We start from the raw sequence: 14,088 nt of genomic DNA on the forward strand, positions 1-14,088 counted from the left end.
AGATGGCAAAGCCGTACCAGCGTCCGGATAAGCAGAAGACGAGCAAGAAGGGCGCCACGAAGGGCTCGGGTGGCCAGCGCCGCCGCGGTCTGCGCGGCAAGGGCGCGACGCCGAAGGCGGAGGACCGCGTCTACCACGCGGCCCACAAGCGCAAGCAGGCGCAGCAGCGCCGCAACCAGGGGCGCCACGAGCGCGAGGTGGCGGACATGGTGGTGGGGCGCAACCCGGTCATCGAGTGCCTGCACGCCAAGGTGCCGGCCGAGGCGCTCTACGTGGCGCAGGGCACTGGCCACGACAACCGGCTGAGCGAGGCGGTGGCACTGTCGCAGTCGCGCGGGATCCCGGTCGCCGAGGTGCCGAAGCGCACCCTGGACGAGATGACCGGCAACGGTATGCACCAGGGCATCGGCCTGAAGATCCAGCCGTACAAGTACGCCGACGTCTTCGACCTGATGGGCCAGGTGCAGGGCAACGGCATGTTCGTGGTGCTGGACAACATCACGGACCCGCGCAACCTTGGCGCGGTGATCCGCTCCGTGGCGGCGTTCGGCGGCGACGGCGTGATCATCCCGGAGCGCCGCTCCGCCCAGGTCACGGGCGTGGCCTGGCGCACCTCCGCCGGCACCGCGGCGCGCCTGCCGGTGGCGAAGGCGACCAACCTCACCCGCACCATCAAGGAGTTCAAGGACAACGGCTACATGGTCGTCGGCCTGGACGCCGGCGGCGAGCACACGCTGGACACCTTCGACGGCGCCTGCGACCCGGTGGTCATCGTCGTCGGTTCCGAGGGCAAGGGGATCTCCCGCCTGGTGCGCGAGAACTGCGACGTGATCATGTCCATCCCCACCGCGGACTGGGTGGAATCGCTCAACGCCTCGGTCGCGGCGTCGGTAGTGCTCAGCGAGTTTGCCCGCCAGCGCCGCGCGGCGAAGTAGGGGTGCACTTTAACCTCCAGTTGACGTGACGCCGTAAGAGCACTAGCATTACGCGCAATCGTTCAGCCCGCCTTAAGAGTTATTCTTAAGTGTGGGCTGGATCTTTATCAACGTATTGGGGGGAGCGTTGAGCACTAGATCATTGAAGCCGGCTGCCACAGTGGAGCAGCAAATTGCCATCCTCAAAGCCAGAAACATGTTGGTGGACGAGGAACTTGCAAGTCAGTGGTTGCAGTTCGTTGGATACTACCGGTTGAGCGCGTATTGGTACCCTGCTCGCGAAATTGCTGGTGATGGGCAATCGCGCACTGACAATTTCTTGCCAGGTACCAAGTTTTCCGACGCAGTGCACCTCTATGAGGCTGATCGAAAATTGAGAACGCTCGTTCACGACGGGATGGAACGCATCGAAATCGCGGTGAGGGCTCTTGTTACAGACACAATATGTCTCGAACCCCTCAACGATCCTCGCGCTTATCTCGACGCTGATAGATTTCGCCCGTCGTTTCATCATGTTGCGTGGCTATCCACCATCTACAGGCGATTGAACCGCGAGTATGGCCGAAGTGAACCGCTCAAGCACTATTCCGAGAAAATACGGGAAAAAGTTTCCTTTATGGGTTGTGGCGGAGTCGATGGACTTTCGAGACGTGTCACAACTGTTCAGTGGGCTCAAATCCGAGGAGCAGTTCAAAATCGCAGAACGAATGGGAATCGCAATCCAGTATGATCAACTGAGCCGCAATCAGCAGAGAAGTGTGTTGCGGCGTCATCCTTGGGCAAGCTGGTTAGAGCAGCTGACTGTCATAAGGAACACATGCGCCCATCACGGACGGCTATGGAACAAATCCTTTACGCCAGCGTCCACTACAGCCGTCCGGACTGATGCTGCATTCGCGGCACTGCCGCCGGGATAGAGCGAACGTATCTTTGGTGCTTTAGTGATGATGTCTCATGTCCTGCGAACAGTATGTCCAGGGACTACGTGGCCGGACAAGGTAGCAACACTTCTCGAGGACTCCTTCCTGGATAACCCCATGGTCAAGCGATTCAGCCTCGGGATACCCGAAGGATGGGACTGCGCAGATTTGTAAAAGCGCGACAAGTGCTAATTGCGAACCTGAATCCGCCGCGCCTGCACCGCTCCGATCCCTCGGCAGACCACGTAAATGCCAAAGGACACGAACGCGACGAGCACGCTGACCGGCAGGCCTGGCGCGAGCGAGAGGATGAAGCCGCCGACGGCGGACACCTCGGCGAACACGACCGAGAGCAGGACCGCTAGCTTCGGGTTCGCGGTGACCGCGACGGCGCTCGCGCCGGGCGTGATGAGCAGCGCCATGACGAGCAGTACGCCGACGATCTGCACGCTGTTCGCCGCGGCCAGCCCTACCAGGATGGCAAAGACGGTGGCCATGGTGCGCACGCGCACGCCGGTCGCGGCGGCCATAACCGGGTCGATCGAGGAGAACAGCAGCGGGCGCCACAACGCCACCACCGCAGCCACCACGATGACGGTGGTGATGGCCAGTGCCCAGACGCTCGTCTGCGCCACGCCAACCACCTGGCCGGTGAGCAGGGACATCGCGATGCTGGAGTTACCTGGGTAGAGGTAGATGCACAGCACGGAGATGCCCATGCCAAAGCTCATGACCACGCCGACGGCGGAGTCGTTGCCACCCTTGAAGCCGAGCAGCGCGAGCGCGATGGCGGCGGCGATGGAGCCGAGCACGGCCCCGAGCGACAGGTTGAAGCCGAGGACCAGGGCTGCGGCGGCGCCCATGAGCGCGAGCTCGGAGGTGGCGTGCACAGCAAACGACATCTGCCGCATCACGATCAAGGGGGCGAGCACCCCGGAGAGCACGCCGAGGAAGGCGCACGCCACCAGGGCGGTGATGACGAAGTCCTGCGAGAGCAGGTACGTGGTGGTGTCCCACATCAGATGATCACTGTCTTTCCTCCGGCGCGGACGACTTGGACGGGCGCGCCGTAGAGCTCGGAGAGGACGTCGGATTGGAGGACCTCGTCGGCGGTGCCGAGGACGTGGCCGTTGGGGCCAATGTAGAGGACCTTGTCTACGACGTCGATGACCGGGTCGATGGAGTGCGTGACCATGGCGACCGCGGCGCCCGATTCCTGGAAGCGGCCGATGGTCTGGCGCTGGCGCGCCACGTCCAGGGACAGAAAGGGCTCGTCGGCGAGGATGATCTCGGGGTCCTGTGCGAAGGCCTGGGCCTGGCGGACGAGTTGTTGCTGGCCGCCTGAGAGGCGGCCGACGTGGGCGTCGATAAGCGAGGGGGCGCCGACGTGGGCGAGCAACTGCTCGGGGTTGCCTCCGGCGAGCGAGACGAGGTCGCGCACGCGCGCCGGGAGGTGAGCGGGGAACATCTGCTGCTGCGGGATGTAGCCGACGCGGCCGCCGAGCTCGATCGAGCCGGCGTCGAGACGCTGCGTGCCGAGCGCGGCGCGCAGGAGCGTCGACTTGCCCGAGCCGTTCGGGCCGAGGATGGCGAGGAATTCGCCGGCGGCGAGGTCACACGTGATGTCGCGCCACAGCGGCGCGACGGTGGCGCTACGCAGCTGCAGCATTGAGCTGGTCAAGGACTTCCTGGAAGTAGTCGAAGAAGTTCTTGCCGTCCTGCGGGGTCTCGGTGATGTCCACGACCGGCACGCCGGCCTCCTTCGCCGCTGCGACGAGGCGCTCGGAGACGGCGTTGGGGGACTGGGAGTTGTTGATCAGGATGTCAGCGTCCTTGATCGCCTCGAGCGCCTCGGCCACGGCGGCCGCGGACGGCTCGGAGTGGTTGAGCGTGGCGTGGCGGTAGGACTCGGGGGTGTCGTCCACCAGCGCGGACTCCTCCACGATGGCGTCGGCGATCGGGTGGGTCTGGATGACGTGCGCCTCGGGCAGCGCGGCGAGCGACTCGTCGATGCCGGACAGCTTGTCGTCGATCGGGTTGCCGCCGATCTGTTCCGCCACGTCGCGGATGGCCTCGGTGGAGTACCAGATGTGCTCATTCTCCTCGCCGTGCTCGTGGTCGTGGCCTTCCTCGCCGTGCTCATGCTCGTGCTCATGCCCGTGGTCGTGCGCCTCGGTCGGCTCGAGCGCGGTGATGAGGTTGCCCTTCGCGGCGTTGTAAAGGGCCGCGTCGTAGGCGCCGCCGTTAGCCACGACGGTCTTGGCCTGCGCGATCTCCGCCAGGTCGGCGGCGGTCGGCTCGTAGTCGTGGGGGTCGGTCGACGGGTTGTCGATGATCGCCGGCACCTCGTCACCAGTTACGGCGGAGGCCACGTCGGCCCACACCTGGGTGGTGGCCACCATGGCGGCTGCGTCGGCGCCTTCGTCGGAGGCGCCCGTGGTGGCGTCCCCGGAGCTTTCGGAGCCCTGCGTGCCGCAGGCGGTGAGGGTGAGTGTGAGCGCAAACGCGGTTGCGGCGAGTCGTTTCATCAGGGCACTCATCCAACCAGTAATGAAAAAGCTTTTCAAAGAAATGCGGCCTGAGATTGCGCAAAAGGTGCAGGTAGCATATCGGTATGCCAGCGACGCTCGCCTCCATCGCCGCCGACCTCGGCGTCTCGCGCACCACCGTGTCCAACGCGTACAACCACCCCGACCAGCTCTCGCCAGCGCTGCGCCGCCGCATCCTCGCCCACGCCAAGGCAAAGGGATACGTCGGCCCCAACCCGCACGCGCGCTCGCTGCGCACCAGCCGCACCGCCACAATCGGGGTCGTGCTCACCGAGCAGCTCTCGTTCGCCTTTGAGGACCGGGCGTCGGTGGACTTCCTCGCGGGCGTCGCTAAGCGGAGCGATTACTCGCTCACCCTCATCCCGACCGGCGTGAGCGTGCACGATGCCATCGTGGACGGCTACATCATCTACTCGGTTCCGGCCCAGGCGCAGATGCTTATCGACGCCCACTCGCGCGACCTCCCCCTCATCATCTGCGATCAGCCCGTCGACGTCCCCGGCGTGCCGTACGTGGGCATCGACGACGCCGCCGCGATCGCCCCGGCCGCCGAGGACCTGGTGCGCGCCGGGCACACGCGCGTGGGGATCCTGACCAAGCGCCTGTTCAGCGCGCCGAAGAACGGGCCGGTGACGCCGGGGGAGCTGGAGGCGGCAGACCTGCACGTGCAGCGCGCCCGGGTGCGCGGGGCGCTGGACGTGTTCGCGGCGGCGGGGATCGCGGACGTGCCGTTGGTCGCGCGCGACCTCAACGACGTGGATTCCGCCGCCGACGGCGCGCGCGAGCTCCTCGAGGCCCACCCGGACCTCACCGCGATCCTGTGCACCACCGACTCGATGGCGCTCGGGGTGCTCGAGTACTGCCGCGGGCGGCGGCGCGTACCGGAGGAGCTGTCTGTGACCGGCTTCGACGGCATCGGCGTGGACGGCCTGTCCACCGTCGCGCAGCCCACGCAGCGCAAGGGGGAGACGGCGGCGATGCTGCTGCGCGCCGCGATGAACGGGCGGCCGCAGCGCCAGGAGCGCATCATTCTGCCGACGCAGTACCTGCCCGGGCGGACCGTGCGCGAGCCAGCTCGCTGAGCACCTGCGCCATCGCGGGCACGTCGGCGACCCGGTGCGCGGCCACGCTCGGTTGGTCGCCGACTTTGATCCCCACGTCGCGGCGGGGATCCAGGACGCGCAGCGCGGTCTCGTCCGTGGTGTCGTCGCCGGCAAAGAGCGTCGCGGCAAACTCGCGCTTGTGCTGGGAAAGCCAGGTGCCCTTGGTGATCTCCACCGCGGAGAACTCGACCACGTTGTGCCCCGGCGTCACGGGGCGCCCGCCCGTGTCCAGGGAGCGCGCGGCGGCGAGCATACGCTCCGCGTCAGGGGTGCCCGCGATCGGCGCGACGTGCAGCACCCGCTGGTACGGCTTAACCTCCACGTACGCGGGGGCGGCGGCGATGCGCTCGAGCGCCGCCCCGATGCGGTCGAGGTAGGCGGCGTCGTCGCTGGAAAGCTCAGGGCCGGGCTCCGCGCCGTGGGACCCGGCGAGGACGACGTTGCCCGCAATCTCCGGCAGCACCCGGCGCAGGCCGTCGAGGTGACGGCCGGAGAGGATGGCAACCTGCGTGTGCGGCAGCGCGGCGAGGGTGCGGAGGGCGTCCACCGCGGCCGGGTGCGGGGCCACCGCGTAGGGGTCCGCGTTGAACTCGGCGAGTGTGCCGTCGAAATCCAGGCAGACCAGCAGCGACTCCGCGTGCGCCGCCCGTTCGGTAGCGGCGGTCAGCGTGGCCATCACAGTGCCATCAGTCGGATGCTCGGCGGGTCCACCACAGGCTCGCCCTCGGGGCCGTCACTCGTCGCGGTGAACACCATCTCGGAATCGGTGAGGTGATCCACGCGGAAGCGCGCGCCGGGCACGATGATGCTGGTCAGTTGCTCGTGGACGTGGCGCGCCCCGCCCTCGCAGTCGGTGGCGTCGCCCATCTCGACGCTGTCCACGGTGAACGCGTCGTCCTCCGCGTCATCTTCCGTGGTGATGGCCGCGTCCAGGTCCGCGCACGCCGTGGTGCCGGTGAGGGAGGAATCGGTGATGGTGAAGTTGGCCAGCCCCGCGGCGTCGGCAAGCAGCGCCCCGGGCTCCGCCGGATCGGTGTGTACGGCGACGACCTGCCAGGTCTGCTCACCGCCGCACGCCGCCAGCGGGAGGCCGAGCGCGGCGGTCAGGCCGAGTGTGAGTAAGCGGTTCATAGCGCCTCCAGGAAGGATGCGGCCCAGGCGGCGACGTCGTGGGTGGTCACCCAGTCGTGCATCGCGCGCATCCGCTGCGGGTCGGGCTGGGCGGCGTCCTCCATCGCGCGGACGATGGAGGGCACGTCGAACGGGTTGCACAGGTACGCCTGGTGGAGCTCCACGGCGGCGCCGGCGAACTCGGACAGGACGAGCGCGCCGCTGCCGTCCGGGTGGCAGGCCACGTACTCCTTGGCCACCAGGTTCATCCCGTCCTTGAACGGGGTGACCAGCATCATGTCGGCGGCGGCGTAGTACGCGCCGAGCTGGTCTTTGGGCACGCCGTGGTGCACGTAGTGGATCACCGGCCGGCCGATGCGGCCGAAGCGCCCGTTGATGCGCCCCACGGCCTCTTCCACCTCGCGGCGGGTGCGCCGGTAGTGGTCGATGCGCTCGCGCGACGGCGTGGCCAGCTGGATCAGGGTTGCCTCGCCGCCGCGCTCCAGGAATTGCTCGAACGCCAGGAGCCGCTGCAGGATCCCCTTGGTGTAGTCCATCCGGTCCACGCCGAGCATGAGCAGCGTCGGGTTTCCCACCAGCTCGCGGACGGGCGCGGGGTCGCCGGGGGCGACTATCGACGCATCAATACTGATCGGGAACGTCCCGGTGCGCACCGCGGTGGCGTCGATAAGCTCGAGGAGCCCCCGGAAGTTCGACTCGTCGGCGGCCCGCTGGAAGCCGATGAGGTCGCAGGCAGACAGCGCGCGCAGGATGGGCTCGCGCCACGGCAGCTGACGGAACAAGTCGGGGGAGGGGAACGGGATGTGGAGGAAGAATCCGATGCGCAGGTCCGGGCGCTCCCGCTTGAGCAGGCCGGGGACGAGCTGCAGCTGGTAGTCCTGCACCCACACGGTGGCGCCCTTGGCGGCGACTGCGGAGACCGCGGCCGCAAAGCGCTCGTTGACCGCTACGTAGCGGTCCCACCACTGCTCGTTGTACTGCGGCGCGACGATGAGGTCGTGGTAGAGCGGCCACAGGGTGGAGTTGGAAAACCCCTCGTAGAAGTCGGTGTAGTCCTGCGCGTCCAGCGCCACGGGGACCAGGTCGATGCCGTCGGCGTGGAACGGCTCGAGGTGGGTGTCCGTCTCGCCGGGCCAGCCGACCCAGCAGCCCGAGCGAGCGCGCAGCACCGGCGCGAGCGCGGCGACCAGGCCGCCCGGGGAGGCCTGCCAGGAGTCGCCCACCCGGTCCACGGGCAGGCGGTTGGCTACTACGACGAAGTCGTTCACCTAGGACTTCTTTGCTTTCTTTGTGGACTTCTTCTTCGACGCCTTCTTCTTGGTCGCCTTTTTCTTGGTGGCCTTCTTCTTCGACGCCTTCTTCTTCGAGGCTTTCTTCTTCGAGGCCTTCTTGGACGACTTCTTCTTCGTCGCCTTCTTGGCGGACTTGGAGTCTTCCTCTTCCTCCGGGTCGCCCAGGACCTCCTCGGCGTACTTCTTGTAGTTGAAGCCCTTCGGTTCCACGCCGAGCATGGACATCAGGGTTACTCCGTCGAAGAAATCTTCGGCGTACGTTGCCACGATTCGCCGGGCGCCGGAAGCGGTCTGCTCCTCCATCTCATTGATGGCCTCGGGAGAGGGGCGGGAGTCGGTGATCTTCGGTGGCACTACAGGTTCCTCCTTGTACGAAACGCAAATCTCAAACGGCGATTCTACGCCAAAGCTAGTGCTTCCGGCGCCTCGGGCGGAGGGCGGCTTGCTCCGCGCGCCGAATCTGCTGGAACGTCACGCGCCCCGCCCGCTTGAACGCCCGGTACGGGATGTACAGCTGCGGCGCGCGGATGCGGCGCGCCACCCACTCGCCGAAGATCACGCCGCCGGCCAGCGCCATGCACACGGCGATGGCGTTGAAGATGTTGCTCATCCCCACCACAATCTGCTCGTTGAGCACCGCGTAGAGGCCGCGGTAGATGCCTGAGCCGGGGAGGAACGGCGTCACGCCCGCCACCGCGGTGATCACGGGGTTGACCAAGTAGCGGCGGGAGATGAGACCGCCGGCCAGGCCAACCACGATGGAGCAGGCCGCGGTGGCGATGAACTTATCGGTGCCGAAGGGGATGAGGAAGATGTAGAACATCGCGGAGCCCGCGGCGGCAGTGAGCCCAGAAACAATGATGGCCAGGCGCTCCGCAAAGCAGGTCACGGCAAACGAGGCGGCGGCCAGCGCCCCGCCGATGATGCGCCAGCCGGCGCTGCTTAACGACGGCTTACCTAACATGGTTTCCAGCGGCGGCAGGGGCACTCCTAACAGCTCCGCCACGTACAGGCCGATGGCCACGCCCGCGACGATGCCGCCGGACGACAACATGGTCTGGAAGAAGCGGGAGGCCGCGGTGACGGGGGAGCCCGTGATGCCGTCGAAAAGCGACTGCACCAGCGTCAGGCCGGCCAAGAGCACGATGATGCCGGTGGCGATGACCTGGCTGGGCACGATCGTATGGCCGATCGAGGTGGAGAAGTCGTAGAAGATGGCGGCCGGAATGGTGGCGATAAAGCCGCCAATGACGCAGTGGTAGAAGTACGGCAGCGAGTTGTGAGACAGGACCTTGTTAAAGCCCATGATGAGGAAAGCGGTGAGCCCGCCGACGAGCGCCATGAGGAGATCGCCGCCGAGCAGGATGGACACGGACGCGCCCATGACCGCCCACCCGGCCAGGTTGCGGGTGTTGCGGTAGGGGATGGGCTCGTTGTCGATGTCGTCGAGGATCTTCTCCGCCATCTCCGGCCGGGTGGCGCCCGCGCGGATCGAGCGGATAAGGCGGTCGGCTTCCTGCAGCTTGTGGTAGTTCTCGCTCATCATCGTGACCACGCGGAACACGTTCACCGGCGTGCGGCGCTGGACGCCCACGTTGGCGTTCATGGTGATGGTGTTCACCGTGATGTCCACGTGACAGTAGTGCAAGCCGTACGACGAGGTGACCGTGCGGATCTGGGCGATCGCGTCCGAGGACGTCGTGCCGTTGGCGATGAGGATCTCGCCGATCCGCGCGGCGATGTTCATGACCGCGGCCACCTGCGCGGGGTCCGTCAGATCGACGGGCGCGAGGACGGACGGGGGCGGGGAGGTGCGGGACTCGTCAATCGTGGCCACGTGGTCGCGCGAGCCACGCAGCCGCTGCCAATACTGCTCTAGTGATGCCACACGCGAAACACTATCGCGCCGACGTGTTTCGCGCACTCACCGGTCGATGTGTAAGATTCATGGGCATTGCTGGAGTGGCGCAATCGGTAGCGCAACGCACTTGTAATGCGTAGGTTGCGAGTTCAAGTCTCGTCTCCAGCTCCAATTTTTTGCCGCCGAGGGGGAGGGGCGGCGGTCCTCGCGCGCGCTGTGCGGTCAGCGTTTAAAGGCCTTGATTTGGCTAAACCTTCGCTCTCTGGATATACCCCCACTTTTGCTCGACAGCCCCAAGACGACGTACAGCAAACGTACAGTGGAGGGGAGTTAAATGCTATCTGGTTAATTACCCATACAAAGGAGTGCATTTCATGGCTGAGAACCCGAAGGGCATCAAGGTGCTCGTCGTTGATGACGAGCCCAATATCGTCGAGCTGCTGACCGTCTCCCTGAAGTTCCAGGGATTCGAGGTAGAAAGCGCAAACTCCGGGCAGGAGGCGCTGACCATGGCGCGCGAGTACCGCCCGGATGCCTACATTTTGGACGTCATGATGCCGGGGATGGACGGCTTCGAGCTGCTGGGCAAGCTGCGCCAGGACGGCCTTGACGGCCCGGTGCTCTTCCTCACCGCCAAGGACGCGGTGGAAGACCGCATCCACGGCCTGACCATCGGCGCGGACGACTACGTGACCAAGCCGTTCTCCCTGGAGGAAGTCATCACCCGCCTGCGCGTCATCCTGCGTCGCGGCAACGTGACCGATGACGCCGACCACGACACCACCATCCGCTACGCGGACCTGACGCTGAACGACGAAACCCACGAGGTGACCAAGGCCGGCGAGATCATCGATCTCTCCCCGACCGAGTTCAACCTGCTGCGCTACCTCATGCTCAACGCGGAGGTCGTGCTGTCCAAGGCGAAGATCCTGGACAACGTGTGGCATTACGACTTCGGCGGCGACGGCAACGTCGTCGAGTCCTACATCTCCTACCTGCGTCGCAAGATTGACACCGGCGACGTGCCGCTGATCCAGACCGTGCGCGGCGTCGGCTACGTGCTGCGCACCCCGCGCCAGTAACCTGCGGCGTAGCGGTCCATGAAGGCGAAGCAGAAGCTCGCGGCCTGGTCGTACAACCAGGCCGCGCGGCCGTTGCAAAAGCAGCTGGTGTCCCTGGTGGTCGTGGTGGCCACCCTGGGCATCGTGCTGAGTTTTGCCACGGTCTTCTTCCTTATGCGCGGCATCCTCATGCAGCGCGTGGACGACCAGCTGCAGGAGGGCCTGGACAGCTGGGCGGGGCAGGGCACCTGGATCCCGTCGATCGGCGTGCCCAGCGAGTTTGCCCAGGCGACCTGGTTCCCCGGCTACCCGTACCCGTTCTCGCGCTACACCCCGCGGGGCAACCCGCCCGACTGGGAGCAGCTGACGGTCCTGGACCAGGCGCGCACCATCGGGTCGAAGAACGTGGATAGTTCGGCGTCGCTGACGCAGTGGAGGGCGGTGGCGTCGAAAAGCGATGACGGCACCATCACGCTGGTGGCGAAGCGGCTGGAGTCAGAAAACCGCATTCTGCGCTGGCTCGCGGTGGTGGAGACGAGCCTTGGCGCGATTGCGATCCTGGCGATCGCCATCGCAGCGAAGACGCTGGTGAGAAGGTCGCTGACGCCGCTGCGCGAAGTGGAAGACACGGCGCTGGCGATCGCGGACGGCGATGTGGACCGCCGCGTCCCCGCCTGGTCGCGCGACACCGAGGTGGGCAAGCTGTCCTACGCCGTCAACACGATGGTGAGCCAGCTGCAGGACTCGGTCAATGACGCGCAGGGGAAAGAGGAGCAGATGCGGCGCTTCGTCGGCGACGCCTCCCACGAGCTGCGCACTCCGCTGACCAGCCTGCGCGGCTACGCCGAGCTCTACCGCAAGGGTATGGCCCCCGACGCGGACATGGTCATTGACAAGATCGAGGAAGAATCCGGCCGCATGCAGCTGCTGGTGGAGGACCTGCTCGCGCTCACCCGCGCGGAGGGCACCCGCCTGGACCGCAAAACCGTGGACATGCAAAAGGTCGTGGACTCCGCGGTCTCCTCGGCCCGGGCCGCCTACCCGGAGCGCTCCATCGAGGTTGACAACCAGTGCGCCCGGCCGCCGATGGTCAACGGCGACCCGGACCGCCTCCACCAGGTGCTCATGAACCTGATCAACAACGCGTTCAAGCACGGCGGCTCCGACGTGGATGTGACCATCACGCTGCGCGAAAACCTGGACCGCATCGTCATCGAGGTCGCGGACAACGGCCGCGGCATGGCGGAGGAGGACGCGGCGCGCATCTTCGACCGCTTCTACCGCGCGGACGCGTCGCGCCACCGCGCGGGCGGCGGCGGCTCCGGCCTGGGCCTGGCAATCACCAAGTCGCTCATCGAGCAGCACGAGGGCACCATCACCGTCGACACCGCGCCGGGCGAGGGCGCGACGTTCAAGATCTCGCTGCCGCTGCTGCGCGAGGTCAATGGCGCGACAACGACAAAGGCAACGAAGGCGACAAAGGCTGCGCAGCCAGCCAAGGACGCCAAGACGCCGGAAAAGGACTAGTTCAGCGCCGCGCGGAGCGTCTCCGCGGCCGCGTCCATCTTCGCCGGGTCGGTCTCGTCGGCGCGCATGACGCTGGCCAGGTTGTAGCCGGACATGTCGTTGGCGGGGAAGACGTGGATGTGCGCGTGCGGCACCTCGAACCCGGCGATGAGGTAGCCGGCGCGCTCGCACTCGAACTCGCTGACAATGGCGGCGCCGATGCGCTGCGCCACCGCATTCATCTTGGCCCACAGTTCGGGCTCGAGGTCGGTCCACTTGTCCACCTCTTTGACCGGCACGACCAGCGTGTGGCCGTACGCGATTGGCTCGATGGTGAGGAAGGCGGCGACGTCCTCGTCCTTGTAAACGAAGCGTCCGGGGATCTCGCCGTCAATGATCTTTGTAAAGACTGTGCTCATACACTCAAACCGTACCTGTAAGTTTGAGGCCATGCGCATCCTTGTTATCGGTTCGGGCGGCCGCGAACACGCCCTGCTCAAAGGTCTGTCTGGCAACGAGCTCGTCGTCGCACCCGGCAACGCGGGTATGTCGACGCTGGCCAAGCAATTGCCTATCGACGCCACGTCGCCCCAAGCCATCGTCACCCTCGCCCGCGACGAGCAGGCGGAGCTCGTGGTGATCGGCCCGGAGGCCCCGCTGGTCACCGGCGCCGCCGACGCCCTGCGCGAGGCGGGTATCCCCGTCTTCGGCCCCACCAAGGCCGCGGCCCAGCTGGAGGGCTCGAAGGCATTCGCCAAGGACGTCATGGCCGCCGCCGGCGTGCGCACGGCCCGCGCGCTGCGCGTTGCGCCGGAGGAGGGCGCGGCGGGCGTCGAAAAGGCCCTGGAGCAGTTCGGCCCCAACTACGTGGTCAAGGACGACGGCCTGGCCGGCGGCAAGGGCGTCGTGGTCACCACGGACCGCGCCGAGGCCGCAGCCCACGCGCAGGCGGTGCTCGAGGCGGGCAACCCGGTCCTGTTCGAGTCCTTCCTCGAAGGCCCCGAGGTCTCCCTGTTCTGCCTCGTCGACGGCGAAACCGTGGTCCCGCTGCTGCCCGCGCAAGATCACAAGCGCGCCTACGACAACGACGAGGGCCCGAACACCGGCGGCATGGGCGCCTACACCCCGCTGCCGTGGCTGCCGGCGGATGGCGTGCAGCGCATCGTCGACGAGGTCGCCGCCCCCGTCGCGCGCGAGATGGTCAACCGCGGCACCCCCTACCAGGGCCTGCTTTACGTCGGCGCGGCGTGGGGCCCGGAGGGCCCGGCCGTGGTGGAGTTCAACGCCCGATTCGGCGACCCGGAGACCCAGGCCGTGCTGTCCATGCTGGAGACCCCGCTCGCCGAGCCGCTGTACGCCGTAGCCACCGGCACGCTCGCGGACCTGCCGCCGCTGCAGTGGAAGGACGGTTACGCCGCCACGGTCGTGCTCGCCGCAGAGAACTACCCGGCCAGCCCCGCCAAGGGCGACGCGATCACGGGGCCGGAGCTGGACAACCCGGACAAGGTGCTGCACGCGGGCACAACGCGCGGGGACGATGGTTACGTCTCCGCGGGCGGGCGAGTGCTCAACGTGCTCGGCCACGGCGCGACGCTGGAGGACGCGATCGCCGACGCCTACCGCGTCATCGGGGGGATCGAGATGCGCGGGTCCTTCTACAGGAAGGATATTGGGCGGCGTGCGGTGGCGGGTGAGGTGAGCGTCGATAAGCACTAGCCCCCTGTGCGATA

General features: G+C 66.8%; 16 protein-coding genes and 1 tRNA gene. 8 read left to right on the forward strand and 9 right to left on the reverse strand.

Annotation, left to right across the window (positions count from 1 at the left end):
* Positions 1 to 2: 2 nt before the first annotated feature.
* The 3 genes from rlmB (at position 3) to CKJ85_RS12300 (ending at position 1,852) form a co-directional block, all read left to right on the forward strand.
* Positions 3 to 935: a 23S rRNA (guanosine(2251)-2'-O)-methyltransferase RlmB gene (gene rlmB / locus CKJ85_RS09620; RefSeq protein WP_095536277.1), complete on the forward strand. Its 933-nt coding sequence runs from the start codon at positions 3 to 5 to the stop codon at positions 933 to 935.
* Between the two features lie 160 nt (positions 936 to 1,095).
* Positions 1,096 to 1,665 (forward strand): Abi family protein, encoded by a 570-nt coding sequence (locus tag CKJ85_RS09625; RefSeq protein ID WP_255396020.1) that lies wholly within the window; start codon positions 1,096 to 1,098, stop codon positions 1,663 to 1,665.
* Positions 1,571 to 1,852 carry an Abi family protein gene (locus CKJ85_RS12300; RefSeq protein ID WP_255396022.1) on the forward strand — a complete coding sequence of 94 codons (282 nt, stop codon included), beginning with the start codon at positions 1,571 to 1,573 and terminating at the stop codon, positions 1,850 to 1,852. Before CKJ85_RS09625 ends, CKJ85_RS12300 begins: the two co-directional genes overlap by 95 nt.
* A 191-nt stretch (positions 1,853 to 2,043) precedes the next feature.
* Here the strand turns inward: CKJ85_RS12300 and CKJ85_RS09630 are convergent, their stop codons facing one another.
* From CKJ85_RS09630 to CKJ85_RS09640, 3 genes are read right to left on the reverse strand one after another with little or no spacing between them, the layout of a single operon-like run.
* Positions 2,044 to 2,874, reverse strand: a complete 831-nt coding sequence (locus tag CKJ85_RS09630) for a metal ABC transporter permease (RefSeq protein WP_095554188.1) — start codon at positions 2,872 to 2,874, stop codon at positions 2,044 to 2,046.
* Positions 2,874 to 3,524: a metal ABC transporter ATP-binding protein gene (locus tag CKJ85_RS09635; RefSeq protein ID WP_095554189.1), complete on the reverse strand. Its 651-nt coding sequence runs from the start codon at positions 3,522 to 3,524 to the stop codon at positions 2,874 to 2,876. The genes CKJ85_RS09630 and CKJ85_RS09635 overlap by 1 nt, the downstream gene beginning before the upstream one ends.
* Positions 3,508 to 4,383, reverse strand: a complete 876-nt coding sequence (locus tag CKJ85_RS09640; protein WP_233127031.1) for a metal ABC transporter solute-binding protein, Zn/Mn family — start codon at positions 4,381 to 4,383, stop codon at positions 3,508 to 3,510. Before CKJ85_RS09640 ends, CKJ85_RS09635 begins: the two co-directional genes overlap by 17 nt.
* Positions 4,384 to 4,469: 86 nt before the next feature.
* On the opposite strand from CKJ85_RS09640, the gene CKJ85_RS09645 reads away from it, so the two are divergent.
* A complete protein-coding gene (locus tag CKJ85_RS09645; RefSeq protein WP_095554191.1) occupies positions 4,470 to 5,486 on the forward strand; it encodes a LacI family DNA-binding transcriptional regulator in 1,017 nt (338 codons plus the stop codon).
* On the opposite strand, the gene CKJ85_RS09650 is transcribed toward CKJ85_RS09645, so the two are convergent.
* The 5 genes from CKJ85_RS09650 to CKJ85_RS09670 are packed head-to-tail and all read right to left on the reverse strand — an operon-like array spanning position 5,431 to position 9,677.
* Positions 5,431 to 6,183 carry a trehalose-phosphatase gene (locus tag CKJ85_RS09650; RefSeq protein ID WP_095554192.1) on the reverse strand — a complete coding sequence of 251 codons (753 nt, stop codon included), beginning with the start codon at positions 6,181 to 6,183 and terminating at the stop codon, positions 5,431 to 5,433. The two genes, CKJ85_RS09645 and CKJ85_RS09650, sit on opposite strands and share 56 nt — an antisense overlap.
* On the reverse strand, positions 6,183 to 6,638 hold the full coding sequence (locus tag CKJ85_RS09655) for a hypothetical protein (protein WP_095554193.1): 456 nt from the start codon (positions 6,636 to 6,638) through the stop codon (positions 6,183 to 6,185). The genes CKJ85_RS09650 and CKJ85_RS09655 overlap by 1 nt, the downstream gene beginning before the upstream one ends.
* Positions 6,635 to 7,906 (reverse strand): trehalose-6-phosphate synthase, encoded by a 1,272-nt coding sequence (locus CKJ85_RS09660; RefSeq protein ID WP_095554194.1) that lies wholly within the window; start codon positions 7,904 to 7,906, stop codon positions 6,635 to 6,637. The genes CKJ85_RS09655 and CKJ85_RS09660 overlap by 4 nt, the downstream gene beginning before the upstream one ends.
* On the reverse strand, positions 7,907 to 8,284 hold the full coding sequence (locus CKJ85_RS12030; protein WP_095546724.1) for a hypothetical protein: 378 nt from the start codon (positions 8,282 to 8,284) through the stop codon (positions 7,907 to 7,909).
* Positions 8,285 to 8,339: 55 nt separating this feature from the next.
* Positions 8,340 to 9,677, reverse strand: a complete 1,338-nt coding sequence (locus CKJ85_RS09670; protein ID WP_095536344.1) for a threonine/serine exporter ThrE family protein — start codon at positions 9,675 to 9,677, stop codon at positions 8,340 to 8,342.
* Positions 9,678 to 9,886: 209 nt separating this feature from the next.
* Between CKJ85_RS09670 and CKJ85_RS09675 the strand changes: the two genes are divergently transcribed.
* The 3 genes from CKJ85_RS09675 to CKJ85_RS09685 all read left to right on the forward strand — a co-directional run bounded on the left by CKJ85_RS09675 (position 9,887) and on the right by CKJ85_RS09685 (position 12,379).
* Positions 9,887 to 9,962 (forward strand) — tRNA-Thr (locus tag CKJ85_RS09675).
* Between the two features lie 203 nt (positions 9,963 to 10,165).
* A complete protein-coding gene (locus CKJ85_RS09680; protein WP_095278712.1) occupies positions 10,166 to 10,873 on the forward strand; it encodes a response regulator transcription factor in 708 nt (235 codons plus the stop codon).
* A gap of 18 nt (positions 10,874 to 10,891) precedes the next feature.
* Positions 10,892 to 12,379: a cell wall metabolism sensor histidine kinase WalK gene (locus tag CKJ85_RS09685; protein ID WP_095554195.1), complete on the forward strand. Its 1,488-nt coding sequence runs from the start codon at positions 10,892 to 10,894 to the stop codon at positions 12,377 to 12,379.
* On the opposite strand, the gene CKJ85_RS09690 is transcribed toward CKJ85_RS09685, so the two are convergent.
* Positions 12,376 to 12,777, reverse strand: coding sequence for an HIT family protein (locus CKJ85_RS09690; protein WP_095554196.1), 402 nt, complete (start codon positions 12,775 to 12,777; stop codon positions 12,376 to 12,378). The genes CKJ85_RS09685 and CKJ85_RS09690 overlap by 4 nt on opposite strands.
* A 31-nt stretch (positions 12,778 to 12,808) precedes the next feature.
* On the opposite strand from CKJ85_RS09690, the gene purD reads away from it, so the two are divergent.
* Entirely contained in the window at positions 12,809 to 14,074 is a 1,266-nt protein-coding gene (gene purD / locus CKJ85_RS09695) for a phosphoribosylamine--glycine ligase (RefSeq protein ID WP_095554197.1), read from the forward strand.
* Positions 14,075 to 14,088: the final 14 nt, after the last annotated feature.

The organism is Corynebacterium sp. NML 150383 (assembly GCF_002285085.1).
Classification (GTDB): domain Bacteria; phylum Actinomycetota; class Actinomycetes; order Mycobacteriales; family Mycobacteriaceae; genus Corynebacterium; species Corynebacterium gottingense.